The organism is Streptomyces sp. NPDC051913 (assembly GCF_044593635.1).
In the GTDB taxonomy this organism is placed as follows: Bacteria; Actinomycetota; Actinomycetes; order Streptomycetales; family Streptomycetaceae; genus Streptomyces.
The window spans coordinates 23,515-49,526 of the sequence record NZ_JBIUCI010000018.1 but is presented as its reverse complement, the minus strand read 5'-3'; the positions used below and the strand labels follow the sequence as shown (position 1 = coordinate 49,526).

The following is a 26,012-nucleotide window of genomic DNA, read 5'->3' as shown; positions in this document are numbered from 1 at the left end:
GGTACTGCGAACCACGACAGCTGGAGCAGACGCTACACGGCGAAGCGGATCATCTCCAGAGAGCGACAACTATGTACCGCATCGCGCCGGTTGGGGCGACGGGGCCACGAGCCCGCCGCGGACGAGGACAAGTCGCCCCGGACCCTGCTTCGGGCACGCGTACCCCCTCAGAACCGCCGGTCCCGGGCCGCGCGATGTCGCGGTTGCGCTGCACGGCGTCGAGCCGGAGTTCCTGGACGGAGATCAGGGCGTTCAGGAAGGGCCGGTACTCCGGGGCGACGAGTTCCGGCAGGCTCCGGCACCGGCACCGGCACCGGGCGAGCACCGTCTCCGCGCGCTCGGCCTGGGAGTCGACGAGACGTCCGACCGCCGGTGCGCACTCCTGTGGCCTCTCGCGCAGGCTGCCGAAGTCGAGCCCATGCCGGTCCAGTTCGTCCTGCGGGAACCCCACCCGCGCCAGGCGCTCAGCGAGGGCATTGTCAGTGGTGGCAGGCAGGATGGCGGTCATGACGACACCAGCTGCACAGATCGTGGATGCCGCCGCCTACGCGCAGGCGGTCGAGGACGCCGTGAAGGCCGCGGCCGCCTATTACGGGGGCGGCACCTCGCCCCTGGACGACGACGTCTACGACCGGCTGGTGCGCGGCATCGCGCAGTGGGAGGCCGACCATCCCGACCAGGTGCTCCCGGACTCCCCTTCGGGCAAGGTCGCCGGCGGCGCCGTCGAGGGGGATGTTCCGCACACGGTGCCGATGCTCAGCCTGGACAACGTCTTCTCCGCCGAGGAGTTCACCGCCTGGTCCGCCTCGCTGGAGCGCCGCGTCGGCCACGACGTCACCTCGTACAGCATCGAGCCGAAACTCGACGGTCTCGCGGTCGCCGCCCGTTACTCCCACGGCCGGCTGAGACGGCTGATCACCCGCGGCGACGGGACGGCCGGAGAGGACGTCAGCCACGCGATCGGCACCATCGAGGGCCTGCCCGGCACCCTGTCGGAGCCGGTCACCGTGGAGGTCCGCGGCGAGATCCTGATGACGACCGCGCAGTTCGAGCACGCCAACGACGTACGCACGGACCATGGCGGGCAGCCGTTCGCCAACCCGCGCAACGCCGCGGCCGGCACGCTGCGCGCCAAGGACCGCGCCTACACCGTGCCGATGACGTTCTTCGGGTACGGCCTGCTCCCCCTGCCCGACACCGACCCCGCCCTCGCCGAGCGGCTCGGCGAGAGCGCGCACAGTCAGCTGATGGCCCGGGCCGCCGAGTTGGGGGTGAACACCACCGCGTCGACCGCCGTGCCGGGCACCGTCGCCGACGGTGTCGAGCAGGTCCTGAGCCGGGTGGCGGAGATCGCCGCGTTGCGCGCCGAACTGCCGTTCGGGATCGACGGGGTCGTCATCAAGGCCGACCTGGCCGCCGACCAGCAGACCGCCGGCTCCGGCACCCGCGCCCCGCGCTGGGCGATCGCCTACAAGCTCCCGGCCATGGAGAAGATCACCCGCCTGCTGGAGGTGGAGTGGAACGTGGGCCGCACCGGCATCATCGCCCCGCGCGCGGTCCTGGAACCGGTGGAGATCGACGGCTCCACCATCACCTACGCCACCCTCCACAACCCGGCCGACATCACCCGCCGTGACCTGCGCCTGGGCGACCATGTCATGGTCTACCGCGCCGGGGACGTCATCCCCCGCGTCGAAGCCCCCGTCGCCCATCTGCGCACCGGTGAGGAGCAGCCCATCGTCTTCCCCGAGGCGTGCCCGCGCTGCGGATCGGCCATCGACACCAGCGAGCAGCGCTGGCGCTGCGAGAACGGCCGCAACTGTCATCTGGTCGCCTCGCTGTCCTACGCCGCCGGGCGCGACCAGCTCGACATCGAGGGGCTCGGTCACACCCGGGTCGTCCAGCTGGTCGACGCCGGTCTGGTCGCCGATCTCGCCGACCTGTTCGCCCTCACCCGCGAGCAGTTGCTGAACCTGGACCGGATGGGCGAGACCAGCACCGACAACCTCCTGGCCGCGCTGACCGCGGCGAAGGCCCAGCCGCTGTCACGCGTGTTGTGCGCGCTGGGGGTGCGGGGCACGGGCCGGTCCATGTCCCGGCGGATCGCGCGGCACTTCGCCACCATGGACAACATCCGGGCCGCCGACACCGAAGCGATGCAGCGGGTCGAGGGCATCGGCACCGAGAAGGCCCCGTCCATCGTCGCCGAACTCACCGAACTGGCCCCGCTCATCGACAAACTCGCCGCGGCCGGGGTCAACATGACCGAACCCGGCGCCACCCCGCCGCCCCCGGCCGACGCAGACGGTGACGGTGACGGCACCGACGAGTCCGGGGCAGCCGCGACGACGGATCTGCCGCTGGCCGGGATGACCGTCGTCGTCACCGGCTCGATGACCGGCGCTCTGGAGAAGCTCTCGCGCAACCAGATGAACGAGCTCATCGAGCGAGCCGGAGGCCGCTCCTCCTCCAGTGTCTCCAAGAAGACCTCCCTGGTCGTCGCCGGAGACAGCGCGGGCTCCAAGCGCGCCAAGGCCGAAGACCTCGGCATCCGCCTGGCCGCACCGGACGAGTTCGCCGCACTCATCGCCGACTTCCTCGACTGACCTGCGCCGCGGGGTCCGGCCGACGGGATCACCGGGGTCGAACTCACCCTGACCATCGACGGGGTCGTTCCGGGGTATCTCGCGGCTGCGCGGAGGAACTTCGGCGCCGACCGAGTGCCGCAGTTCCTCGCCGAGCTCGCCGGCCCCGCCGAGAAGTCGGGCTGACCGCGTCCGGCGGCTCCTGGATGATCAAGGCCGTTCGAGTCTCGCGGCCACCGCGTCGAGGACCCAGTCCAGGCCGGTCGCGAAGGATGTCTCGGTGTCCACGTCCGTGCCCTCGTGCACGGCCTTGGACAGCGCCGGGAAACGGCCGGTGGCCAGCATCCTCGTCACATGCGGGCCGGACGCGCGTCGCCAGTCGTGCTTGGACAGGCCGGTGGCACGTTCGGCCCGCAGGTTGGCGATCTCACGCCTGATCGCGCCGGTCGTATAGGCGCCGACCGTCTCCGTGGCGCGCACGGCCGTGTCGATGTCGATGAGGCCGTCGAGGGCCGCCAGTCTGGCCTCGGTCACGGCGAGGCCGTTGGGGCCCAGGCTCGGACGGCCGCCCAGCAGGTCGGCCAGCCACTCATGGCGGAGGGCGGCCTTCCTGGTGCGGTGGGCGAGCACGCGGAGCGCCTCCCGCCAGTCGCCGGGCGGCTCCTCGGGGAGGATCTCGGCCTGGACCTCGTCCACCATGAGGTCGAACAGTTCCTCCTTGGTCGCGATGAAGCCGTACAGCCGCATCGGGCCGGCGTTCAGCCGGGCGGCCACCTTGCGCAGCGACACCGCTTCGAGACCGCCCTCGTCGGCGAGCGCGACGGCGGCGGCGACGATCCGCTCCCGGTCGAGCGGCACGGGGCGAGTCGGCGGCTCCGGCCGGTCCCAGACAGTCATGTTCACATCGTACGGTTGCGATGCGACGTAGCGGATCAATACAGTGTATCGACATGAGACATCGCATCGCCGTGGTCGGGAGCGGTCCCGCCGGCCTCACCTTCGCCCGTGTCCTGCACCGCCACGGCCATCCGGTCACCGTCCTCGAACGCGATCCCTCCCGCACGGCCCGGCCCCCGGGCGGCACGCTGGACCTGCACCAAGGGCTGGGCCAGGTCGCGCTGGACAAAGCGGGGCTGCTGGCGGAGTTCGAGACGCTGTCCCGCCCCGAGGGGCAGGCCATGCGCATCCTGGACGCGGACGGGACCGTCCTGCGCGACTGGCGGGCCCGCCCGGACGACCGGGCCAATCCCGAGATCGACCGCGGGCACCTCCGTGACCTGCTCCTCGGCCCGCTGGAGGTCCAGTGGGGCCAGGAGGTGACACAGGTGGTGCCGGGGGGCCGGGACGGCGCGACGGTCCGCTTCGCGGACGGGCGGCAGGAGGCGTTCGACCTCGTGGTCGGCGCGGACGGCGCCTGGTCCCGGACCCGTCCGGCCGTGTCGTCGGTGACACCGCACTACACCGGCGTCACCTCGGTCGAGACCTCCCTCGACGACATCGACACCCGCCACCCCGACCTGGCCCGGCTGATCGGCGAGGGTTCCATGGCGGTGTACGGCGTGAACCGCGGCATCGTCGCCCAGCGCAACAGCGGCGGCCACGTCAAGGTGAACGCCCAGTTCCGTACGCCGCTGGACTGGCACACCAGCCTCGACCCGGCGGACGTGGAAGCCGTGCGCTCGAGCCTGCTGGCGTTGTTCGAGGGCTGGGCCGCGCCCGTCCTCGACCTCCTCCGACACGGCACGGCCTTCGTCCACCGTCCCCTCTACGTACTGCCCGAGTCCCACACCTGGACCCATGTCGCCGGTGTGACGCTCATGGGCGACGCCGCCCATCTGATGCCCCCGTTGGGGGCGGGCGCGAACCTCGCGATGCTGGAAGGGGCCGAACTCGCCGAGGCCATCGCCACCGGTCCGGGCGATCTGGACAAGGCGGTCCGCGCCTTCGAGGAACAGATGTGGGCGCGGGCCGGGAAATGGGGGCGGATCACGATGTCCGGCCTGGAACGCCTCGTGAGCCCTGACCCGGCCAACGCTCTCGCGCTCTTCGACCAGGTCCAGCCGTCCTGACCGCCCGGTGCCACAACAGCGGCACGGCACCGCCGCGGCGTCTCCGTCGCATCACCCCTTGCCGAGAGGTTCGGGATCAGGAACCGGCTGCCCGATACGGGACGGCCAGTCAGGGCGGAACCGTGCCACGAAGTCCGTGAAGTCGTCGCGCAGATACCGGGAGTCACACGGCTTCAGCCGGATCTGGTGACGGCTGTCGGCCCACCAGATCTCGAAGTCGGCGACCGTGCCTTCCACCGGCCATTCCTCCCCCTGCTCCGGCAGCAACGCCACGTCCACGAAGCCTCCGACGCACAGGCCGATGTCCACGAAGATCCCGATCACACCGGGCCTCGGGACCTTCACCACCGTCCCCTCGAAGACCTGCCCGAAGCGCAACCCCCGTCGAACGTCGGCCCACTCGGCATCTGTCACCATGAACGCCCCCTGACCGCCTGCTAGTTCTGCGGTGCCAGGGAGCGCAGGACGCAGAACTCGTTGCCCTCCGGGTCCGCCATGACCACCCAGTTCCGGCCTGGCCCCTGGCCCACGTCCGCCTTGGTGGCGCCGAGGCCGAGCAGTCTGGCCACCTCGTCCTCGGTGCTGCCGTCGATCGGGCTGACGTCGAGATGAAGCCGGTTCTTCACGGCCCTGCCCTCGGGCACCTGGACGAACAGCACGGTGGGTGGCATCTGACGGGCCCGTACCTCCTCGACGGTCGGCACCCAGGACCCGATCTCGACCTTGCCCTCGCTCCGCTCGATCACCTTGAAGCCCAGGACCTCGCACCAGAATGCGGCGAGTCCCTCGGGGTCGTGGCAGTCAACGGCCAACTCGGTGAACCTGCTTGTCATGACTCTCCCGGATAGTGCGAACGGGGCCCAGCGTATGGGCTCGGCACCGTTGCTCCCCGACCCGGTCGACGAGTCGGGCGTCTTCGTCCTGACGACGGCGCCCTCCGTCCTGGCCCCCCCGTCGACGTCGACCACGGTCCCGTGCGCCCCGCCCGCCTCGTCGCTCGCCGGCGGGACCGCGGCATGCGCGACGGTGTCCGGGGGCAAGAGCCGACTCTTCCACTACTTCCCCGACGGTAAGGGCCAACTGCATTGGGCGGTAACCTGGTTGGACGGGCGACTCCGCCCGCCACCGGGTGACCTCCCTGCCTCACCAGGTCTTGCCGGCCTGCTCCTGGACCGCGTGGTTGACCCGGTTGAAGAGGTTGGTCATCGCTGTCTCCAGGATGATCGCGCCCAGTTGTTCCTCCGTGAAGTGGTCGGCCGCGGCGTCCCAGATCTCGTCGGTCACGCCCGGCGCGCCGTCCTGGATCCGGGTCGCGGCCTCGGCCAGTGCGAGAGCGGCGCGTTCCTCGTCGGTGTAGAAGGGTGTCTCGCGCCACGCGACCACATGGTGCAGCCGCTCGTCCGTCTCGCCCGCCTTCCGCGCCGCCTCGATGGTGGCGAAAACGCACGGGCTGCAACCGTTGATCTGGCTGACCCGCAAGTGGACCAGGGACAGCACGCGTTGGTCGACGCCCCCGGCGTGCACCGCCTTGTAGAGGTGCTGGATCGCGGTGATCACATCAGGGTTGGCGGGGCCGGTCATGCGTGCTTGCATCAGTCGTGCTCCTTCATCGGTTACCTGCGCCCGTCGGCGCCCGTCATCACCCACGACGGAGCAGAGCCGAGGAAGGTAACACCGCATGTCCCACACCCGCCCCACCATCACGTCGGCGGAGGCGTTCGAGGCCCACCGTGAGCGGCTGCGTGCGATCGCCTACCGCATGCTCGGATCGCACGCGGACGCCGAGGACGTGGTCCAGGAGGCCTGGTTGCGGCTGTCCCGCCAGGACGTGACAGGCATCGACAACCTCGCCGGCTGGCTGACCACGGTGACCGGCCGGATCAGTCTCGATGTCCTGCGCTCACGCCGGGCCCGTCCGCAGGCGTCCTGGGACGACCTTTCGTCCCCCCTCGTCGTCATGGTCGACGACGCTCCCGCGCCCGAGGACGACGCCGTGCTCACCGACTCCGTCGGGCTCGCCCTGCAGGTCGTCCTTCACACGCTCCGCCCCGGCGAGCGGCTGGCGTTCGTGCTGCACGACCTGTTCGCGGTGCCCTTCGACGAGATCGGCCGGATCCTCGGCAAGTCCACCGCCGCCACCAAGATGCTCGCCAGCCGCGCGCGTCGCAAAGTGCGGACGACGGAACGACCGACCGGTACCGCACAGCAGCAGCGCGCGGTGGTGCAGGCCTTCCTCACGGCGGCACGCCACGGCGACTTCGAGGAGTTGCTGCGCATCCTCGACCCCGAGGTGAAACTGACCGTCGACACCCCGGCCGGTCCCTTCGTCACCCTCGGCGCCACTCAAGTGGCGGCCGGCGCGCAGTTGTCGGCCGACGCGGCCGCCAACGGACGGGCCGTACTCGTGAACGGCCTGCCCGGCATCATCGCCTGGTACGAGGACGGCAGCCCACAGGCCGTGCTCGCGTTCACCGTCCGGCACGGGCGGATCGCCGCCATCACCGTGGTGGCCGACCCGGCCGAACTGGCGCTGTTGAGCCTCCCGGGAGCGCGATGAGGTCGCATGGGCGGCCGACGCCCAGGGGGGGAGCGGCCGAGGTAGGCAGAGCAACGGGTCCACGCAAGGATTCGAACCCCATCGGCACCGAACGCTCCGGGCCGACGGGGGAGCGCTTCCCCGCCAGAGGTCTACGCGGAGGCCGCCTCGTCCCTGGCGCCCTCCGCCAGCCGAACGATGTCCCCGAAATCTCCTTCCGCGAGAGTTCCCAGGAATTCCGCGGCATCGATCTGTACGGAGAGCCGCTCTTCGGTTTCCATGTACAGCCTGATCGCGCTGAGCGAGTCGCCTCCGCTCTCGAAGAACTTCTCGCGATCTTCGACCTGGCCGTCGACCGAACGGCCGAGACCCTGGAGCCATATCCGGGACACGGCATCCCTGGCAGTGCTGTGCGAGGACAATGTCTTCTCCTGTTTCGTAGGCACGCTGTGGCCGAAATGAGCCGTCTAGGTCTGGATCCCCCGCGCGTTCACGTCCGCGTCACCCGAGAGCTCGCTGACCAGCAGGCCGCGGACCTCCTCACCGGACCGCTCCATGAAGAAGTGATCTCCCGGGAGGACGTGGACCTTCGTGTCGGCGTTGGTATGGCGCTCCCACTCCCCCAACTCGTCCGTCGGCACGCCCGCGTCGTCGGCGGCGCCGAGGACCGTGATCGGGGTGTCCAGTGCCGGAGTGGGTCGGTAGCCGTATCCGTCGACGGCGGACCAGTCGGCCCGGAACACGGGCAGGGCGAACGCGAGCAGTCGCTCGTCGTCCAGTGCCGCCTGAGGGGTGCCACCCAGCCGACGCAGTTCGGTCATCAACTCCGCGTCCGTGCGCTGTCGTTCCGCCGGCACCGCCTGCTGCCGGTGCGGTGCGGCGCTGCCCGCGACGACCAGGTGCTGGGGCCGGTGTCCGGTGAGATCGGACAGCCGGTGCGCCAGCTCGAACGCGATGACGGCCCCCATGCAGTGGCCGAACAGCGCGTAGGGACGATCCGTATGGGGCGCGATGTCGGCGGCCAGGGAGGCGACCAGCTCGCGCATGTCGTGGACAAGACCGTCCTTGAAGCGGTTTTCCCTGCCCGGCAACTGGACCGGCACGAACTCGATCCGTTGGTCCGAGGCCTCCCACCACTGCCGGTACAGACTGGCACCCTTGCCTGCGTAGGGCAGGCAGAAGATCCGGAGGTCGGCTGCGGGGGACGGCGGGCCGTACAGGAATATGCGATCGCTGATGGAATTGCCTTCCTTCGTACTCGAGGACCCCCTTTCGTCTTGAGGACCCTTTGCTGAACAGAGGCGCGACGCGGGCCGTGTCCCGGGAGGCGTCTCCGCCGTCGACCGCTGCCCCGGCCCCGTCGCCACCCCCTGGACATGTCCCTCATACCGAACGGACTTCAGCGATCGTAACGATCAATGAAGGCCGCATGTACGCACTATGGCACCAAGGCGGCTTAGCGTGCGGCGGCTGCACATGGCCCGCATTCGATGCGCCAGGGGTGACGTTTCCCCAAGGAGGGCCAGTTAAAGCATGGTTGGAATAAATGATGTGCCGAAGTCTGCGCACCGCGTCAAGAGGAGACGGGGCGTCGGCCGAGAAATGCTGGGTGAGCTGGTCGTTCACCAGTCGATCGCGCCCTTTGCCCCAGTTGCCGGAGCGCCCGGCGCTTGAACGACAGGCGGTCGGAATTTCGAAAAATCCGCCCGAGCCCTTGACGAGCTCTCAAGGCCGCAAGCAAGATCGACGGCGCAATGCAACCGGTTGCTGGCGGCGAACCGGTCAGTGGACCGACCCTTGTTCGCTATACCGAACACAGCGAACGGGGACGATTCCATACATCTCCCTACATTTCGACCCCGCTCGGGGGATCGTCGAGTCAGATGGAGGGTTGAGTGTGAGTCATACGGCACAACACATGGCAGCGACCGGCGTCGCTCGGCGACCGCGAGGCTCGGGCGTCCAGCTCCATAAATCCGGCTTGCTGTTCACGGCCAAACACAGCTTCAGCACCTGGGAAGAGCTCGGTACCGAACTGTTCTCTTTAGCCGATTCCTCCACCTGGTGGATCGCCGATTGGCTGGTCTACGGCGAGTCCGTATTCCACGACCGCTACGAGGAAGCCATCCGGCGAACATCGCTCAGCTATCAGACGCTGCGCAACTACACCTGGGTCGCGCGCGCCTTTCCTTTGCCCCGCAGACATCAAGGCCTGAGTTTCAGTCACCATCTCGAAGTGGTGGCGCTCGAACAACCGGAACAGGACTACTGGCTGCGGAAGGCCGAAGAGCTCGGCTGGAGCAGAAACAAGCTGCGCCGGGAAGTTCGTGGCAGTCTGCTCATGCGGCAGGGAAAGCTGACGCCACCGGAGTCCTCGACAGGCGGCGAGGCACACACCGTCGACCGCACGGCGGACGAGCCCACGTCGACGCCGGCCCTGCTGGAAGCGGCCTCCACACCCGAAGCACGCCCGCTGAAACTCCAGTTCTCGGCTGAGGACCTGGCAGGTCTGGAAAGAGCCGCCAGGAGAGACGGTGAGCCGATCGAGACGTGGGCGGCGAAGATCGTACGGCGCGCCATTGCCTGCTCCTGAGCGCGGCATCTCATGTCAGCCGTCGCGGCCGGACGGGTGCCTCGCTGAGCCTGAGCACCCGACGCGACCGACGCCCCGGACAGGGCGCGGGGGGATGGGGAATGACAACGACCACTGAATCGGTGCACGCGGCTTTCGAGCGGCGGGCGGCCGCCTTCCCGGAGTCGGTGGCGATCACGCTGAGCGGCAGAGGTGTCACCTACGCCGAGCTCAATGCGCGGGCCAACCGGCTCGCCCGGCACCTACGTGACCGGGGAGTCGGCCTGGAGACCCCGGTCGGGATCTGCATGGACCGGTCCGTCGACACCGTCGTCGCCCTGATCGCGGTCCTCAAGGCCGGCGGACACTACGTCGCCCTCGACCCGCGCCAGCCGCGTGAACGTCACTCGACGCTCATGGAGGAGGCGGGCGTCCGTCTGATCCTCACCCAGGAACAGCTGCTCGCCCGGGTTTCCGGTCTGGCCGACGTCCTCGTACTCGACTCCGACTCCCTCGAACTCACCGATCTGCCCACCAGCGACCTCGGGATCCCCGTACAGGCGGACCACGCGGCATACGTGGCATACACCTCCGGGTCCACAGGCAGGCCCAAAGGCGCGTGCATCACGCATCGCGCCGTGCTTCGTCTCGTCCAGCCCGGCAACTTCCTGGAGGTCGAACCCGACGACGCCTTCCTGATGTTCGCCCCACTCGCCTTCGACGCCTCGACGCTGGAGATCTGGGCCCCGCTGCTGAACGGCGCCCGGCTCGTGGTCCTCCCGCCCGGCGAACCCTCCTTGGCAGAGCTGGCCGAGGCGGTCGTGCGGGAGCGCGTGACGGTGCTCTGGCTGACGGCGGGCCTCTTCCACCAGATGGCGGATGGCCCGATGGCCCGGCTGACCTCGCTGCGTCAGCTCCTGGCCGGCGGGGACGTGGTCTCCCCACACCACGTCAACCGCACCTTCGCCGCCCTTCCCGGAATCCGTCTGGTCAACGGTTACGGACCGACCGAGAACACCACGTTCACCTGTTGCCACGTCATGGAGGCGCCGGTCGAGGGCGACACCTTGCCGATCGGCCGGCCCGTCACCGGCACGCAGGTGTATGTGCTGGACGACCGGCTGCGGCCGGTGCCGGACGGCGAAAGCGGCGAGCTCTACGCCGGAGGTACCGGCGTGGCCCGCGGATACGTCGGCCGCGCGGACCTGACCGCCGACCGCTTCCTGCCCGATCCGTTCAGCGCCGTGCCCGGCGCGCGGATGTACCGCACCGGTGATCTCGTCAGACGCCGGTCGGACGGGGTCGTCGAGTTCCTCGGCCGCCTCGACCACCAGGTCAAGGTCCGCGGGTTCCGCATCGAGCCGGGTGAGATAGAGACCGCTCTGCTGGCCCACCCCGGGGTCAAGAACGCCTGTGTCGTGGTGCATACGCACCCGGAGGCGGGAAAGCGCCTGGCCGCCTTCTACGTCTGCGCCGACGGCATCGGCGCCGCGGACCTGCGCGAGCTCCTCGGCCGCTCGCTGCCGCCCCACATGGTCCCGTCAGCCTTCGTCCGGCTCGACGCCCTGCCCCTCACGGGGAACGGCAAAGTGGATCGGGCCGCGCTCACGGCGCGCCGACTGCGCGAACGCCCCGAGACCAACGCCGACTTCCGAGCCGCGCAGACGCCGGTCGAACGGCAACTGGCCTATCTATGGGCCGATTTGATGGGCCTCGACGAGGTCGGCGTGGACGACGACTTCTTCGAGCTGGGCGGCGATTCCCTGCTGGTGACCCGGATCGTCGGCCATGTCGCGGAGCGCTATGGGGTGGAACTGCGCCCGCGGGACCTCTACTTGAGCGCAACCGTGGCCGAACTGGCCGCAACCATCGACGAGGCGCTCTCCTCCGGCACCCCCACCACGACTCCGGCGCCGCTCACACCCCGCCCTCCGTTCCGCCGTATCCCATGAGGTGAAAGATGACTTCCGCCCAGCGACCCTCGAAGTGGCTGCTGCGCCGCCCCAAGGACGACAGTCCCGCGCGTATCTTCCTGTTCCCGTATGCGGGTGTGGGGGCGTCGATGTACTCCAGATGGCCTCGGTACATCGGCGGCGCCGAGGTCTGCCTCGTGCAGCTGCCCGCGCGGGAGAATCGGCTGCGCGAGGCGCACTTCGGCACCTACGAGGCCCTGGCCGGGCCGCTGCTGGAAGGTCTTGAGCCCTACCTCGACCGTCCGTCCGCGTTCTTCGGCCACTGCAGCGGCGTCCTGCCCGCGTTCGCCGTCATGGTGGAGCTGGCCCGGCAGGAGCGGCGGCTGCCGGACCGGCTCTTCGTCTCCTCCCAAGTGGCCCCGGACGACGGTCCGTACGGACGCCTGCTGGAGCTCGCCGAGGACGAACTCCCCCGGGAGATCGAGGCCATGACCCGGGCCATGGGTGGCGAGCCGCATCCTGATCTCGTGGAGCTCGGAGTGCGGCTGCTCGCCGCCGACATCGAGGCCAACCGCCAGTACCGGCCGACCGAGCCGGTGCGCCTCGCGACCGACCTCACCACCATCGGCTGGCGCGAGGACACCGTCATCCCCGTCGGGCTCATGGGCGGTTGGAGCCGGTACGCCGATGAGGGGCGCGTCCGCGAAGTGCTCCTGGACGGCGCGCACTACGACTTCCTGGGCGCCCCGGCGCCGTTGCTCGCCGAGTTGGCCCGCGACATGGAGAGCCTGCTGTCCGGTGCAGCGCCAGGTGGAGGGCCCGAGAGCGTCACCCGCCCTCGGCCTTGAGGAGGTCCGCCATGCGCGAGGCGAAGAAGAAGACCGCGGTCTGTGCCTCCGGTTCGTCCAGCCTCTCCAGCGCGGCGATCCCGGTGATGAAGCGCGACCCGGCGAGCCAGGTGAACAGTTCGGGCGAGCGCGCCCACCGCGCCATCCGCTCCAGCCTGATGGCGTAGAAGGACAGCAGGTCACGCGCGGAGCCGGGGTTGACGACCGGTGCGCACAGCTCGTTGCGCCACTCGTCGTCGCCGTCCAGGCACTCCACGCGGGCGGCGACGGCCGCGCTGGGCGGGAGGAGACAGGGCAGCAGCGGCTGGAGCGTGATGGCACCGGCCTCGAACACCGGCTTCGGCGGCTTCTGGGTCAGGCCGTCCGCGGTGCAGTCGATGTGCACCGTCCCCGGCGTCGTCGGGATCGTTCCCCCGTCGAGGGTCACGCTCGTGGCGCCGACGGCACGCACCCGTCCCAGCCTCACCACGTTCTTGATCCGCCGGAGCTGGGCCAGTTCCCCGGTATCGACGGTGGCGCACCGGAAGGCGCTCGGTTCGACGTCGGGGTCACGCCGGACGACCACGCGGTTCTTCTCCAGGACGCGGATCACGGCGTCGACCGAGGTGCAGGCCAGCAGGTTGAGCAGCGGCTGGAAGCCGCCGGACTGCCATTCGAGCCCACGGTTGATCAACCATGCGTCACGGGGCACGATCCAGGTGAGGCGGTCGGGGTCGATGCCTCGCTCCAGCAGCCACAGACAGGCGTCGATGCCGGTCTTGCCCGCCCCGATGACGGTGAACCGCTCGGGCGCGCGGTCCAGTTCGGCGAGCTGGTTGATCGTGATCAGGGTCGCCGCGTCCTCGACGCCGAAACCGGCCCGGCGCATCGCGGGGACGGTGATGTTCATGTACGAGGCGTCGACGACCCGCTTGCGCACGACGATCTCCGTCGCCTCCCCCGTCACGAGGGAGCGGACCGTGGCCGGGCGGCCGGGCTCCGCCACGTCGACGTTGTGCTTGGGGAGATAGGTGACGCGTCCTGAGGCGACCAGGGTCTCGCGCATCAGACGGTCGTAGTAGTCGAGAATCTCGCTGCGCGACGCGAGCTTCCCCGTTCCCTCGTCGCTGGGCATCGGGCGGGAGTTGACGCCGTAGAACTTGGACGGCCCGTGCAGCCGGACGAATGGATAGGACACGGTCCAGTGACCGCCCGGGGTGTCATGACGATCCACGACGGCCATCGTGGAGTCGCTCTCGCTGACGAGTACGTCGGCGAAAGCCATCCCCATCGCGCCGGCGCCGATGATCAAGTAGTCAACCGTCAGGGCGTTGGTCGGCAACTCATCTCCTTGTGTGTTCCGGGAAAGGGCACGACGCGCAGGGACGGCCTCAGCGAGGCACCGGTTCTCCGGAGGCGGGCAGCGGTTCCGTGGTCCTCGGGGCCAGTGCGCGGACCGAGGGGGTGGCGACCATGGCGAGGGTGGCGAGGAGGATCAGCGCGGCGGCCGCGTAAAGGGTGGCGTCGAGGCCGAGGAGCACCACGGCGGGTCCGGCGGCGAACTGGGCGAGCGGAAGCGCGAGATAGGAACCGAGGTCGTCGTACGCGTAGACACGGGCGAGGCGGTCCTCGGGGATCTGTTCGTTGAGGGTCGAATACCAGGCGACGCCGGCCTGCTCGACACCCACGCCCGACACGAAGTTGGCCACGACCAGCACCCAGGTGTACGGGGCGAGCGCGAGCAGCAGCGGTGTCATCGCCGTCAGGCCCATCAGCGCGCAGCCGACCAGAATCGCGCGCCTGGGTCTCCAGCGCAGCGAGAGCAGGCCCCCGGCGACCGCGCCGAGCGAGCCCGCGGCGACCGCCAGGCCCCAGCCGGTGCGGCCGATCCCGGTCGTGTCGGCGACGGCCGGCCCGAGGACGGTGAACGAGGCGGTGACCCCCGCGTTGAGGAAGCAGAAGGCCACCACGATCACCCACACCCAGGTGCGGGAGGTGAACTCACGCCACCCGACACGCAGTTCGTGTATCGCGCCGGAACTGGGCGCGGACGGTGCGAGCTTCACCCGGATCAGCGCGAAGGACACGGAGGCGAGCGCGAAGCTGAGCGCGTCGACGGCCAGACCCCAGCCTGGGCCGACGGCGGCGACCAGTACGCCGCCCAGCGAGGCGCCGACGATCATGGCGCTGCTGCCCGCGATCCGGGACAGCGCCAGGGCGGCGCGCCGGGACTCGGCCGGCACGACCTGGGGCAGCAGGGCCTGGGCGGCCGGCTGGTAGCAGGAGCTCGAGGCCCCGTTGACCGCGGCGAGCACCATGAGCAGGGGGATGGCGGCGCTCTCGGCGAGGACGAGGGTGGCCACCACCGCCTGGCTCACGGCACTGATCACACTGCTGCCGACCAGCAGCGGGCCACGCGGCAGCCGGTCCGCCAGCACGCCGCCGTACAGCAGAAAGAGGATGCTGGTGAGGGAGTGGGCGCCGACCACCAACCCGAGCGAGCCGACGGATCCGGTGGCGTCGAGCACGGCGAAGGCAAGGGCGATCGGTGCCACCCCGTTGCCGAGCACGTTGGCCGTCGTTCCGATGAAGAGATGGCGGAACGGGCGGTGGCGCAGAGGGGACAGAGCGGCAGACATGCGCTTGATCGTCGGGGCTGGGCGGCGGCGCCGTCAACGGGCTGAGGCCCTGTCGGCGAGCGCGGTGTGCAGCGCCTGTCCACAGCGTTCGGCCAGGCGCGGATCACCCTCGGCGGCCTCACGAGGGGCCGGTCCGAGGATCCACTCCGCGTGCCAGGTCCGCGACCGCGGCACCGATGTCACGGATGAGGAGGTCGCCCGGGCGGGCGAGTTCTCCGTTCAGGCGCCAGACGAGCCGCAGGGCGACGCAGTCCGTCTCCTGCCAGGCGAACAGCATCAGTTGCGGACCGTGCGTCCGCTCCTCCTCGAAGGTGATCTCTTCGTCGGGGAGGCGCCGAGGGGCGAGGGAGGACGCGAGCGGCCCGTGGGGATCCGCGTGGAGCGAGAGCATCGAGGAGTCGATGAAGTTGAACAGGGCACCGGCGACACGCAGTGAGTGCGCGCCGGGCAGGGTGCTGTCCCTGACGGACTCGGCCTCCACGCGGTCGATGTGGGAGAACAGGTTGGCCTGGATGTGCCGGCCGAAGGTGTGTTTCGCGGTGCGGGAGACGTCCTCCGTCGGCAGGGCGGGCACGAGCACCGGGGCCTGGAGGAACATCTTGCTCACACTCGACCGGACGTTCCGCAGCCACCGGTTGTGGGAGAGCGTCAGCACGCCGATCGCCGACGTGTCGGTGCTACGACACAGTGCCGCACCGAAGGCCATCAGCAGCACCGTGGCCATAGGTATCCGCAGCCTGGACGACGCGGCCTCGGCCGCTTTGAGCAGGGACGGGGAACGCAGACTGCAGGCGGCGTACCGTTCCGCGCCCGTCGGCACGACCAAGGCGCCGGCATCGACGTCGCCTTGGGCCCCCACCGCCTTCCGTACTTCCTGGAACTGATCGGTCCAGTACCGGACGGCCCGTCGGCGGTGGTGCTCCCCCTCCTCCGAGTCCTCCCAGCGGACGACGTCCAACGGCTGCGTGACATCCGGGTCGGCAGGGGGGTTTCCCCGCAGCAGGCTGTCCAGGTCCTGGAGCAGCACGCTCATGCCCCACCCGTCGACCGCGCTGTGGTCCGCGACCAGGCCGATCTCCCGGACGTGCCCGCCCGTGGTCGAGAGCACCGCGTGGAACGGCCACTGCGCCGACAGATCGAAGGAAGTGCGCCGGATCCGAGCGAAGCGTTCCTCGGCCGCCCTGCCGCCGCGCACCGAGACGGCGGCCTCGACCGCCGAGGCGGTCACCGGGGTGACGCGCTGCCTGCCGTCCCGGCCGGCCCCGTCGAACGTCAGCAAGGTGCGCAACGACTCGTGCCGGACGGCCAAGCGGGTGAGCGCCTGAAGCACCTGCGGGACCGTCGCTCCGCGTCCGTCGACCACGGAGCACAGATTGTCCTCGTAAGCGCCCTCGTTGTACTCCGCGAGTGCCTCAGGGTCGGTGGGGCGCTCGGCGAACCAGTCGGCCTGGGCCCAGTTCAGGCGCCCTTCGCGTTCGCCCGCCGCCGCGTTGTCAACGCCTTCCGGCACGGCTCCGCCTCTCGATTCGGTGTCCTGCGGACGACATCATCGGAATGCCTGCACAGGCTCTTCCACCAGGCGACGGATCTCCGACAGATCACCGCGGGCCAGCAGAGCCATGAGGTTTCGGTCCGTGGCCGGTAACGCGTCAAGCAGGTGTGCGGGGACGCTTCTGACGAACGAGCGGGCAGGTGAAAGCGGTTCGCCGAGTGTGGCGTCGCTGTGCAGATGCAGCGAGCGCAGCGCCCGCCGGACATCGCCTCGACACATGTCATCGGCGTAGGGAGGGACCAGTTCCGGTGCGAGGTCGGTGATGATCTCGTAGGTGTCGAGCACCATCCGCATACAGGCGGCGATGTTGTCCGGTTCCTCGCACCGTTGAGTGATCGACGACGCGCCTTCTTCGCGGATTCGCCAGTAGTAGACGAGCTCCGACAGGACATCCACGGACGATGCCTCGATGTGTGCCCGTATCATCACGGGCGCGTCCTCGTACTCGGTCAAGGTGAACGCAAGATCCCGGGCATCCCAGAACGAGCGCCGGAACACCTTGTTCCACACCATCCGGTCGCGCACGAGCGCGGTGTGGCGCCGGATGTGTGTGCGTTGCCGGTCGTGTGCGAACAGGTCCTGGTATCCGGAATACGGTTCCGCACCGGAGCTGTGCAGTCGGCGCACGTCTCCCGAGGCGATGTCCGATCCCGTGCGTTCCAGCGATCCGATGAGCGATGCGTAGGCGGTGACCGGCACGATGTCGTCGCTGTCGCAGAAGGCGAGATAGCGTCCACGGGCCACACGGAAGCCTGCGTTCCGCGCGGCACTCACTCCGGCGTGCGGTTGTCTGAGCACCCGTACACGGGGGTCCTGGCGCGCATGCTGTTCGGCGATGCCGGGGCTTCGGTCCGTGGATCCGTCATCGACCACGATGATCTCGACGTCCGCGACGTGTTGGTCGAGCAACGACCGGAGGCAGGCGGAGACATAGGGCTCGACGTCAAACATCGGTACGACGACACTCAGTGTCGGCAGCATGGCACACCAACCCTTTCCCGTGGATGACGACCGGCAGCGCTTCTCGGTCACCGCCGACCAGGGCGGCTTCAGGAGTTCGGGGCGACTGCCCGCAGTGCTTCACTGAGATCCCTGAGCACGGGGTTCTTGAGAACAACGCGAATATTGCGCCGGATCCCGAGTTCGTCACTCAACGCCTGCGCGAGCCGGATGGCGATGATGGAGTTGCCGCCCACGTCGAAGAAGTTGTCATCGAGGCCGATTTCGGCGTTTCCCGTCAGCTTTCGCACACTGTCGACGACCAATGCGTCCATGGATTCGTGGGACTCACCGGCGTTCGTCATATTCCCGACACCTCTCTCCGCGGTTCGTCGTCCATCGCCTTGACCAGGCTGGCCGGCCTCATGTCCGTCCAGTGTCCGGTCACATACTCGAGACAGGCCTTTCGGGTGTCCGGTCCGTGTACCGCTGCCCAGCCGGCCGGTACCGCTCTGAACGCAGGCCACAGGGAGTGCTGGTTCTCTTCATTGACCAGAACCAGGTAAACGCCTTCGTCATCCTCGAGCGGATTCGCCATGAACTCCTCTTTCTCGACCGATCCCGCCTGACCAGGCCGATTATTGTGCTCGTCTCGCCGGCGAGACAAGATTGATCGCAAGCTGGACGCACGGTCGTCCACATGGGCGCCCTGGTCGACGTTATTGATGAGGTGGGCGGTGTATGCCTGATCGTGTTGCCGTGGTAGGAATGTCGATTCGTGCGGCCGGCGTGCGGAACCCGGCCGACTTCTGGCGACTCATAAGCACGGGACAGTCCGGTCGGCGTGAGATCGACCACGCGGAGCTGGTGCGGCGCGGAATTCCGGGACACCGATACAAAGACCCGGCATATGTGCCCTTCGCGTATTCCCTGGAAGACTGTCTCGGTTTCGATATCAAGGCATTCGGATACAGCCGGTCCGAAGCGGAGCTGACCGATCCACAGCATCGCCTGATGCTGGAGGCCTGTTATCGGGCGGTCGAGGGCTCGGGATGCTTCATCGGCTCGTTGCCGGATCGTGTCGGGGTGTTCCTCGGGTCGCGGGCGAGTGACTACGGCGCGCAGATCAGACACCGCGCGGGCGCGACCGGCGGACATCTGGATCTCGCCGGTCTTGCCATCGGAACCGATCCCGACTACATGTCCAGCCGCATTTCCTATACCTACGGGCTGACCGGTCCTTCGATGACGGTCCTGAGCGCCTGTTCGTCCTCAAGCGTGGCCGTGCACCTCGCCTGCCAGGCGATCCTCGCCGGTGAGTGCGACTCGGCACTGGCCGGCGGTGTCGCCGTGGACGCACAGGACGCCGGCTACACGTTCACCGAGGGCGGCATCCACTCGCCCCGCGGTCGCTGCGAGCCGTACATGGCCTCGGCCGACGGCACGGTGGACGGCAACGGCGTCGCCGTTCTCTTCCTGCGGCGGCTGGACGCGGCACTGGCCGCGGGCAACCCCATCCTCGGCGTCATCGCCGGTACCGCGGTGAACAACGACGGCCGACAGCGCGCCGGCTTCACGGCACCGGGGGTTGCCGGTCAGACCGAGCTGATCGAAGAGGCCCTCGACGTCGCCGAGTTGAACTCCTCCAGCATCGGCCTGCTGGAGGGGCACGGCGCGGGCACGAGCATCGGGGACGCGCTGGAGATCGATGCGGCGAGCCAGGCCTTTCGCTCCTCCGGGGGCGGCACGGGGCAGTGCCGGCTCCACTCCGTCAAAGCGAACATCGGAAATCTCACCGCGGCGGCCGGCGCGGCAGGCATCATCGGCTGCCTCCTGGCCCTGCGCCACGGCCGGATCCCGCCCAACGCACCCCTGCTGGCAGGTGCCCCGCCGATCGACCTGCGGGGCACGCCCTTCCGGCTGGCCGACCGCGAGATCGCCTGGGAGCGCTCGGACGAGGGCCGCTACGCGGCCGTCAGTTCCTTCGGGCTGGGCGGCACGAACGCGCATGTCATCATCGGCGACGCCGAACCGGAGGTGCGGCTCACCTCCCGGGCGGGGCGGGCCTGGCAGCTCCTTCCGTTGTCCGCGGACGACCCGGAACGCCTCACCGAATCCGTCGACGCCGTGCGTTCGGCCGTCAACGGCGCATCGCGGGACGTGCGGCGGGACATCGGCCACACGCTGCGCACCGGTCGCCCGGAGCTCACCCTGCGCGCGACCGCGCTGATACCGGTCGACGACGGTTCGACCGGTGCGCGGTGGCCGACGCCCGCACGATTTCGTACCGCTCCCGACGGGCCACCGACCCTCGTCCTCGTGCTCCCCGGGGAGGAGAGCACGGCGTCGGACGCGGCGCTCGCCCTCTACGAGGCGGAGCCGGTCTTCCGGTCGGCCGTGGACAACGGCCTCGCCGTCATGGAACAGGTACTGGCCCCGGAGGCTTTCGGGACGGTGCGCGACGCGTTCCGCCACGGCAGAGCGCCGAACGCGACGAACGTCTCCCAGCCGGTGCTGCATCTGCTCGGAGTCGGACAGCACGCGTTCCTCAGCGATCTGGGGGTCAGCCCGGACCTGCTCATGGGTCACGGCGTCGGGGAGCTGACCGCCGCGCTGCTGAGCGGTGTCCTCTCCTTCGAGGACGCGGCCCGGGCGGTGTGCTGGCGCGGCCAGGCCCTGCCGGATCCGTCGGAACGCGCCGAAGCCGCTGTCCGCTTCACCCGTCGGATGCGTGAAGTACGGCTCAACCCGCCCACCACACCGACGGTTTCCTGCGTCACCGGAACCTGGCTGACCGCCGAGGACGCCTGCGATCCCGGGTACTGGGGCGCGCAACTGCGGGAGCACCTCCCCTTCGACGAGGCCCTGCGCTCCGTGGTGTCCGAGTATCCCGCGGCGGTGTACCTCCAGCTGAGCGGCGGGACGCACCTGCTGCGCGCGGCCCGGCCCCAGGGGGTGGCCGACGACGCCGCCCTGGCCCTGGTGTCCGACGGCGGTGCATCCGGCAGCCGGTGTTCCCCTCTCCAGGCCGTCGGAGCCCTGTGGGAACACGGCGTGCGGATCGACTGGCAAGCCTACGCGGAGCGCGATCACGCGCTGCGTGTCGACATCGCACCGCGGACCTTCGAGCGGACCGCGTATGCGCATCCCGCACTGCTGGAGCACTGCCCCGGGATCGACCCGGCGGAACTGTCGGGAAAGCAGGTCAGCCGATGACGTTCGCCCCAAGCGCGCACCCGACCTCGTCGGCGCAACAACGCCTGTGGTTCACGGAGCAGTTGGTGCCGGGGACCTCGCGGAACAACCTGTGCGCACAGTTCCTCGTGCACGGCGAGTTGGACGTGCCGACGCTCGAACGCGCGGTCAACGGCGTTGTCGAACGGCACGAGGTCCTGCGGGCCCGTTTCGGCATCGTGGACGACGCCCTCGTCCAGGAGTTGCTGGACGAAGCCCGGATCGCCGTGCGGGAGCTCGACGCCTCGGACGAGGCGTCGGCCGTCGCCACAGCGGCGGAACTCGCCCATGAGCCGTTCGACCTGACCGACGCTCCCCTGGTGCGGGTGGGACTGGTGCAGGGCGGCGACGGCACCCGGGTCCTGGTGTTCGTGCTCCATCACGTCGTGGCCGACGCCCGGTCGCTGGAGATCTTCGTGCGCGAGGTCGCCGAGCTCTACCGGAGGGACACGGCGGGCGGCGTCCCGGAGCTGCCCGCGTTGCCGTCGATCCGCTACGCCGACTTCGCGACACGGCAGCGCGAGTGGGCGAAGACCCCGCAGGCCGCTGAACGACGGGCGGCCCAGACGCACGCGCTCACGGACTTCCCGACGGTGGTCGATCTGCCGGCCGACCGCCCGCGGCCACCCGTGCAGACATGCGCTGGTGCGTCGTTGCGCTGGCGCGTCCCGTCCTCCCTGACGGCCGGGCTCGAGAGGGTGGCACGCGAACACGGGGCCACTCTCCGGACTCTGGCGCTCACCTCGTTCTCCGCGGTACTGGGTCTCTGGTCGCGCCAGTCCCGGCTGCTCGTGGCGGCCCCGGTGGCCAACCGCTCGTCGACCGAGACCGACCGCCTGATCGGCCTCTTCTCCAACACCCTTGTGATCCCGACGGACATGAGCGGCGATCCGTCGTTCGCCGGGTACCTCAAGCGCGTACATGACCTGTACCGGACGGCCGAGTCGCACAACGTCCCGTTCGAGGAGGTCGTGGACGGCCTCGCGCCCGAGCGCAGCCTGTCCCACAACCCGCTGGTCCAGGTGATGGCGGAATTCCATGAAGGCCCTGTTCCCCCGGTGGAACTCCCGGACGCGGAACTGGAACTGATCGACCATCGGACGGGAACCGCACAGTTCGACCTGGTACTCGCGGTCACGGCGCTCGACGACGGCGGTCTCGACTGCCGACTCCGGTACGCGACGGACCTGTTCGACCAGGAGACGGCGGAGCGGTTCACCCGGCACCTGCGGCGGCTGTGGGAAGTCGTCGCCGCCGACCCGGACGGCCGGGTGGCGGACATCGACCTGGCGGGGCAGGAAGAGCGGACCGTGCTCGCCACGCTGGGCGCCGGCCCCACACGTCCGGTCGATTCCCGCGCGCTCCCTGTCAGGCTGTCGGCCACCGCGCGCAGCCGACCGGACGCCGTCGCGGTGAAGGCGTCCGACGGCGTCCACACCTACGCGCAGTTCATCGAGCGGGCAGAGGCCGTGGGCGCGGCACTCACAGCACGCGGGCTGCGCCCCGGCGATCTGGTCGGGGTGGCCCTCCCCCGGGGCCGCGACCTGCCGGTGGGCCTGCTCGGCGTCTGGGCGGCGGGAGGGGCGTACGTCCCCCTGGACCCGGCGTATCCCGGCGCCCGGCTGGAGCACATGACGCGGGACGCCGGGATCAGGGTGCTGCTGAGCACCAGCGACCTCGCGGATCGCATCCCCGTGCCCCCTGGTACCGATGTGCTGCTGCTGGACGACCTCCCCTGTCCCCTCCCTCCGGTCCCCCGGCCGACCCCCGTGTCCCATGGCGATCATGTGGCCTACGTGATCTACACGTCCGGCTCGACCGGTCGCCCCAAGGGGGTGATGGTCGACCACAAGAGCCTCGGGAACCTGCTGGACGACTTCGCGTCCACATCCGGGTTCAGCACGCGCGACCGCCTGCTCGCACTGACATCACTCTCCTTCGACATCGCGGGGCTGGAGCTCTGGCTCCCGCTGCTGACCGGGGGGACACTGGTGATCGGGCCGCCGGGTGCCGGAGGCGACCCGGAGCTGCTGCACCGGCTGCTCTCCGACGAGGAGATCACGGTGGTGCAGGCCACCCCTGCCACCTGGAAGCTCTACGCCTCCGCCGAGCGGACCGCGCCGCCCGCGCTACGGCAGATATGGAGCGGCGGCGAGCATCTGCCGCACTCACTCGCCCGGACGCTCACCGCGATGGGGCCCGAGGTGCACAACCTCTACGGTCCGACGGAGACCACCATCTGGTCGACACGCGCGGTGCTACGACGGTCCGACACCGTCACGGGAATCGGGCGCCCCATCTCGAACACCAGGCTGTTCGTCCTCGACCACGCCGGCCGCCAGACCCCCATGGGCGTACCCGGAGAACTGTGCATCGGCGGTGCCGGGCTGGCACTGGGCTATCTCGGCCGCCCCGATCTGACCGCGCAGCGCTTCGTCGACGTCGAAGGTCTGCCCGTCTACCGCACCGGCGACCTGGTCCGTTGGCGGTCCGACGGGAACCTCGAGTACCTCGGACGTCTCGACGACCAGGTGAAGATCCGCGGGCACCGCGTGGAACCCGGCGAGGTCGATGCCGTGGCCCGAGCCTGCCCCGGCGTCCGCGACGCCTGCACGCTGGCCGTGGCGGCCTCCGCGGGAGAGGACCAGATGGTCACCTTCGTGACGCCGGAGAGCGCGGCCGAACAGGCCGGCGAGACCACCGAGGACTGGCGTGCCATCTGGGAGAACACCTATGCCGAAGGCGCACCCGCGGAAGAGGACGACTTCAACCTGAAGGGCTGGCAGAGCAGTTACTCCAAACAACCCCTGCCGGCGGCGGACATGCGGGACTGGGTGACGCGGACCGTGGACCGCATCGCCGCGACGGGCGCGCGCAGCTTCGCCGAGATCGGTTGCGGCACCGGACTGCTGCTCCTGCGCCTGGCCCCCGCAGCCGACCGCTACCTGGGTGTCGACTTCTCGACCGAGGCCATCGGGCAGGTGAGCGAGGCCGTTGCCCGGCGAGGGCTCGCCGACCGGGTGCGGCTGGCCACCGCCTCTGCCACGGAGATCGGGGACGTCGCCGACGGGGAGCTCTTCGACTGTGTGGTGATCAACTCCGTTGCCCAGTACTTCCCCGGCCGGGACTATCTCACCGAGGTCCTGACCGAGGCGAGCAGGATCGTGGTTCCCGGCGGTCATGTCTTCGTGGGCGACCTGCGCAGCCTGAGACTGGCCGAGGCGTTCCACGCCGGCGTGCTGCGGACGGACGAGCGGATGCCGCCCGACGAGTTGCGTGTCCTCGCCGCGCGCCACGCGCTGGAGGAGGACGAACTCCTCGTGGACCCGGGGTATTTCGCACAGTTGCAGAACGCGCTTCCCGCGGTGACCGGAATTCAGGTGTCGCTCAAGGACTCCGCATACGACAACGAGATGACGCGCTTCCGATACGACGTCCTGCTGAGGATCGGCGGGGAGGTACCGCAACAACCGCTCCCCTGTGAGTACCAGGACTGGGAGGACGTCCGTGACCTGGCGGGCCTGGACGCGCTCCTCGGCGCGTCGGGCTCGGCGGCGGTCGTGGTCGACGGGATCCCGAATGCCCGCGTCGCCCGCTTCGCCCAGCTCATGACGGGTGACGAGGCGCCGGGCTCGCTGTTCTCGCCGGCGGAACTCGACGAGGTCGCGGCCCGGCACGGCCGGCGGACCCACCACGCCTGGTCCGGTTCCTTTCCGGAGCAGGGACGCATCCGGACCGTCTTCACGCGCCGCGACCAGGGGGACGGACACTTCGTCCACGAGCGGCCGACGATCGACGGGCCGGTCAGCAACGATCCCCGGCAGGGTGCTCTGCTGCGGGTGCTCAAGCACAGCGTGCGGGCCAGGCTGCGGCAGAGCCTGCCCGAGTACATGGTGCCGAACCGGGTGCTGACCCTGCCGGCGCTGCCGCTGACCCCGAACGGGAAGACCGACCGGAACGCCCTGAAGGCCATCGCCCGGCAGCAGGCCCCGAGTACGGATCATGTACGCCCGAGCGGACGTGCCCAGAGCCTTCTGCACGACATCTGGTGTGAAGTACTGGGCGTCTCCCGAGTCAGCGTCACGGAGAACATCTTCGACGCGGGCACCACATCACTGCTCATCGTGCGGATACGGCAGGAGCTTCGTGGGCGGCATGCCATCGACATACCGCTGACCTCCTTCTTCGCCTACCCGACGATCGCCTCGCTCGCTCAGACCCTCGATCAGGGGGAGGGACCCCGTTCCTCCGACGGACGGTCCACGAGCCCTCGTGCGCGCAACGCCGATGCCGCGCGTCGGCGGCAGCACCGTCGGAGGTGACGGCCGATGACCGCCGCCGTGGCGAATCTGCTGCGCTGCCGTGCTCCTCATCCGGACCCCGCCATGCGGCTGTTCTGCCTTCCGTGGGCCGGGTCCGGTGCGCTCGGATACGGGGCCTGGCGGTTGCCCGCCGACCTGGCCGCCGAGGTGTGGGCCGTCCAGTTCCCCGGACGTGAGGACCGGGCCGGGGAAACTCCGCTGCGGTCCATCGCGTCGATGGTCGACGCCCTGCGGGTCGCCGCGGAACCGCTGCTCGACCGGCCGTTCGCGTTCTTCGGCCACAGCATGGGGGCTCTGCTGGCCTTCGAACTGGCCCGCACGCTACGAGCCGCGGGCAGGCCGGCCCCGGCTCGGCTCTTCCTGTCCGGGATGCGTGCCCCCGACCTCCCGTCCTGGCGGCCTGCCGCGAGCGTTCTGGACGACGAGGCCCTGCTGCGACGCCTGAACGAGATCGCTGGTCCCTCGGCCTCGGCTCTGCGCGACCGCGATGTGCTCCTCTGGCTGGCTCCCGCGATGCGTGCCGACTTCGCGGCCTGCGAAGGCTACCGATACCGGCGGCAATCGCCGTTGAGCGTGCCGACCCGACTGCTCACCGCCCGTGACGACGCCGAGGTCCGGGTGGACGAGGTCGCCGCATGGCGACGGCATTGCGCTGCCGCCGCCCCGGTCCGTGTCTTCGAGGGAGGCCACCTCTACCTGCTCGACCGGCGGGCGGAGGTGCTCGCTCTCATCGCCGACGAGCTCGCGCCCAACGGGCCCGGGTCGGCGGGCTAAGGCCTGTCCGGCGGATCAGGTCGCAGGGAGCGCGGCGCCTCATTGCCCCG

Annotated in this window: 22 protein-coding genes; 9 read left to right on the top strand and 13 right to left on the bottom strand. The window is 69.8% G+C overall.

All coding sequences use genetic code 11. The features are described 5' to 3' along the window. Nucleotides 1-49: 49 nt before the first annotated feature. Complete coding sequence (locus ACIHIX_RS38410; protein ID WP_399964690.1) at nucleotides 50-508, bottom strand: hypothetical protein; 459 nt, start codon at nucleotides 506-508, stop codon at nucleotides 50-52. Between ACIHIX_RS38410 and ligA the strand changes: the two genes are divergently transcribed. Beyond that, nucleotides 507-2,606 carry an NAD-dependent DNA ligase LigA gene (gene ligA / locus ACIHIX_RS38405; protein ID WP_399964688.1) on the top strand — a complete coding sequence of 700 codons (2,100 nt, stop codon included), beginning with the start codon at nucleotides 507-509 and terminating at the stop codon, nucleotides 2,604-2,606. The two genes, ACIHIX_RS38410 and ligA, sit on opposite strands and share 2 nt — an antisense overlap. 189 nt (nucleotides 2,607-2,795) lie before the next feature. Here ligA and ACIHIX_RS38400 read toward each other — a convergent pair whose 3' ends face one another. Further along, nucleotides 2,796-3,482, bottom strand: coding sequence for a TetR/AcrR family transcriptional regulator (locus ACIHIX_RS38400; RefSeq protein WP_399964686.1), 687 nt, complete (start codon nucleotides 3,480-3,482; stop codon nucleotides 2,796-2,798). A gap of 53 nt (nucleotides 3,483-3,535) precedes the next feature. Between ACIHIX_RS38400 and ACIHIX_RS38395 the strand changes: the two genes are divergently transcribed. Next, on the top strand, nucleotides 3,536-4,654 hold the full coding sequence (locus ACIHIX_RS38395; protein WP_399964684.1) for an FAD-dependent oxidoreductase: 1,119 nt from the start codon (nucleotides 3,536-3,538) through the stop codon (nucleotides 4,652-4,654). Nucleotides 4,655-4,705: 51 nt separating this feature from the next. Here the strand turns inward: ACIHIX_RS38395 and ACIHIX_RS38390 are convergent, their stop codons facing one another. The 3 genes from ACIHIX_RS38390 to ACIHIX_RS38380 all read right to left on the bottom strand — a co-directional run bounded on the left by ACIHIX_RS38390 (nucleotide 4,706) and on the right by ACIHIX_RS38380 (nucleotide 6,247). Further along, the gene (locus ACIHIX_RS38390; RefSeq protein WP_399964682.1) at nucleotides 4,706-5,071 is read right to left on the bottom strand and encodes a hypothetical protein; all 366 of its coding nucleotides are present in this window, start codon (nucleotides 5,069-5,071) and stop codon (nucleotides 4,706-4,708) included. A gap of 20 nt (nucleotides 5,072-5,091) precedes the next feature. Then, nucleotides 5,092-5,487 carry a VOC family protein gene (locus ACIHIX_RS38385; RefSeq protein WP_399964680.1) on the bottom strand — a complete coding sequence of 132 codons (396 nt, stop codon included), beginning with the start codon at nucleotides 5,485-5,487 and terminating at the stop codon, nucleotides 5,092-5,094. 310 nt (nucleotides 5,488-5,797) lie between these two features. Continuing rightward, on the bottom strand, nucleotides 5,798-6,247 hold the full coding sequence (locus ACIHIX_RS38380) for a carboxymuconolactone decarboxylase family protein (protein WP_399964679.1): 450 nt from the start codon (nucleotides 6,245-6,247) through the stop codon (nucleotides 5,798-5,800). Between the two features lie 85 nt (nucleotides 6,248-6,332). Here ACIHIX_RS38380 and ACIHIX_RS38375 point away from each other — a divergent pair, with 85 nt between their 5' ends. After that, the gene (locus ACIHIX_RS38375; RefSeq protein ID WP_399964677.1) at nucleotides 6,333-7,211 is read left to right on the top strand and encodes a sigma-70 family RNA polymerase sigma factor; all 879 of its coding nucleotides are present in this window, start codon (nucleotides 6,333-6,335) and stop codon (nucleotides 7,209-7,211) included. A 131-nt stretch (nucleotides 7,212-7,342) separates the two neighbouring features. On the opposite strand, the gene ACIHIX_RS38370 is transcribed toward ACIHIX_RS38375, so the two are convergent. Both ACIHIX_RS38370 and ACIHIX_RS38365 read right to left on the bottom strand, forming a co-directional pair. Next, nucleotides 7,343-7,582 carry an acyl carrier protein gene (locus ACIHIX_RS38370; protein WP_399964675.1) on the bottom strand — a complete coding sequence of 80 codons (240 nt, stop codon included), beginning with the start codon at nucleotides 7,580-7,582 and terminating at the stop codon, nucleotides 7,343-7,345. 75 nt (nucleotides 7,583-7,657) lie between these two features. After that, nucleotides 7,658-8,557 (bottom strand): thioesterase II family protein, encoded by a 900-nt coding sequence (locus tag ACIHIX_RS38365; RefSeq protein WP_399964673.1) that lies wholly within the window; start codon nucleotides 8,555-8,557, stop codon nucleotides 7,658-7,660. 551 nt (nucleotides 8,558-9,108) lie between these two features. Here ACIHIX_RS38365 and ACIHIX_RS38360 point away from each other — a divergent pair. The 3 genes from ACIHIX_RS38360 (at nucleotide 9,109) to ACIHIX_RS38350 (ending at nucleotide 12,523) form a co-directional block, all read left to right on the top strand. Next, nucleotides 9,109-9,783 (top strand): LmbU family transcriptional regulator, encoded by a 675-nt coding sequence (locus ACIHIX_RS38360; RefSeq protein WP_399964671.1) that lies wholly within the window; start codon nucleotides 9,109-9,111, stop codon nucleotides 9,781-9,783. A gap of 101 nt (nucleotides 9,784-9,884) precedes the next feature. Further along, nucleotides 9,885-11,714, top strand: a complete 1,830-nt coding sequence (locus ACIHIX_RS38355) for an amino acid adenylation domain-containing protein (protein WP_399964669.1) — start codon at nucleotides 9,885-9,887, stop codon at nucleotides 11,712-11,714. An 8-nt stretch (nucleotides 11,715-11,722) separates the two neighbouring features. Then, nucleotides 11,723-12,523: a thioesterase II family protein gene (locus ACIHIX_RS38350; protein WP_399964667.1), complete on the top strand. Its 801-nt coding sequence runs from the start codon at nucleotides 11,723-11,725 to the stop codon at nucleotides 12,521-12,523. Here the strand turns inward: ACIHIX_RS38350 and ACIHIX_RS38345 are convergent. The 6 genes from ACIHIX_RS38345 to ACIHIX_RS38320 all read right to left on the bottom strand — a co-directional run bounded on the left by ACIHIX_RS38345 (nucleotide 12,504) and on the right by ACIHIX_RS38320 (nucleotide 18,230). Next, nucleotides 12,504-13,844, bottom strand: a complete 1,341-nt coding sequence (locus tag ACIHIX_RS38345) for an NAD(P)-binding protein (protein WP_399964665.1) — start codon at nucleotides 13,842-13,844, stop codon at nucleotides 12,504-12,506. The genes ACIHIX_RS38350 and ACIHIX_RS38345 overlap by 20 nt on opposite strands. Nucleotides 13,845-13,893: 49 nt before the next feature. Then, nucleotides 13,894-15,141 carry an MFS transporter gene (locus ACIHIX_RS38340; RefSeq protein ID WP_399964663.1) on the bottom strand — a complete coding sequence of 416 codons (1,248 nt, stop codon included), beginning with the start codon at nucleotides 15,139-15,141 and terminating at the stop codon, nucleotides 13,894-13,896. A 118-nt stretch (nucleotides 15,142-15,259) separates the two neighbouring features. Continuing rightward, nucleotides 15,260-16,651, bottom strand: coding sequence for a condensation domain-containing protein (locus ACIHIX_RS38335; protein WP_399964661.1), 1,392 nt, complete (start codon nucleotides 16,649-16,651; stop codon nucleotides 15,260-15,262). A 36-nt stretch (nucleotides 16,652-16,687) separates the two neighbouring features. Next, a complete protein-coding gene (locus ACIHIX_RS38330; RefSeq protein ID WP_399964660.1) occupies nucleotides 16,688-17,674 on the bottom strand; it encodes a glycosyltransferase family 2 protein in 987 nt (328 codons plus the stop codon). A gap of 68 nt (nucleotides 17,675-17,742) precedes the next feature. Further along, nucleotides 17,743-17,997 (bottom strand): phosphopantetheine-binding protein, encoded by a 255-nt coding sequence (locus ACIHIX_RS38325; RefSeq protein WP_399964658.1) that lies wholly within the window; start codon nucleotides 17,995-17,997, stop codon nucleotides 17,743-17,745. Next, on the bottom strand, nucleotides 17,994-18,230 hold the full coding sequence (locus tag ACIHIX_RS38320; protein WP_399964656.1) for an MbtH family protein: 237 nt from the start codon (nucleotides 18,228-18,230) through the stop codon (nucleotides 17,994-17,996). The genes ACIHIX_RS38325 and ACIHIX_RS38320 overlap by 4 nt, the downstream gene beginning before the upstream one ends. 143 nt (nucleotides 18,231-18,373) lie before the next feature. On the opposite strand from ACIHIX_RS38320, the gene ACIHIX_RS38315 reads away from it, so the two are divergent. From ACIHIX_RS38315 to ACIHIX_RS38305, 3 genes are read left to right on the top strand one after another with little or no spacing between them, the layout of a single operon-like run. After that, entirely contained in the window at nucleotides 18,374-20,848 is a 2,475-nt protein-coding gene (locus ACIHIX_RS38315; protein WP_399964654.1) for a beta-ketoacyl synthase N-terminal-like domain-containing protein, read from the top strand. Next, nucleotides 20,845-25,188 (top strand): amino acid adenylation domain-containing protein, encoded by a 4,344-nt coding sequence (locus ACIHIX_RS38310; protein WP_399964652.1) that lies wholly within the window; start codon nucleotides 20,845-20,847, stop codon nucleotides 25,186-25,188. Before ACIHIX_RS38315 ends, ACIHIX_RS38310 begins: the two co-directional genes overlap by 4 nt. A 6-nt stretch (nucleotides 25,189-25,194) precedes the next feature. Then, a complete protein-coding gene (locus ACIHIX_RS38305) occupies nucleotides 25,195-25,962 on the top strand; it encodes a thioesterase II family protein (protein ID WP_399964650.1) in 768 nt (255 codons plus the stop codon). The last annotated feature ends 50 nt before the right edge of the window (nucleotides 25,963-26,012 follow it).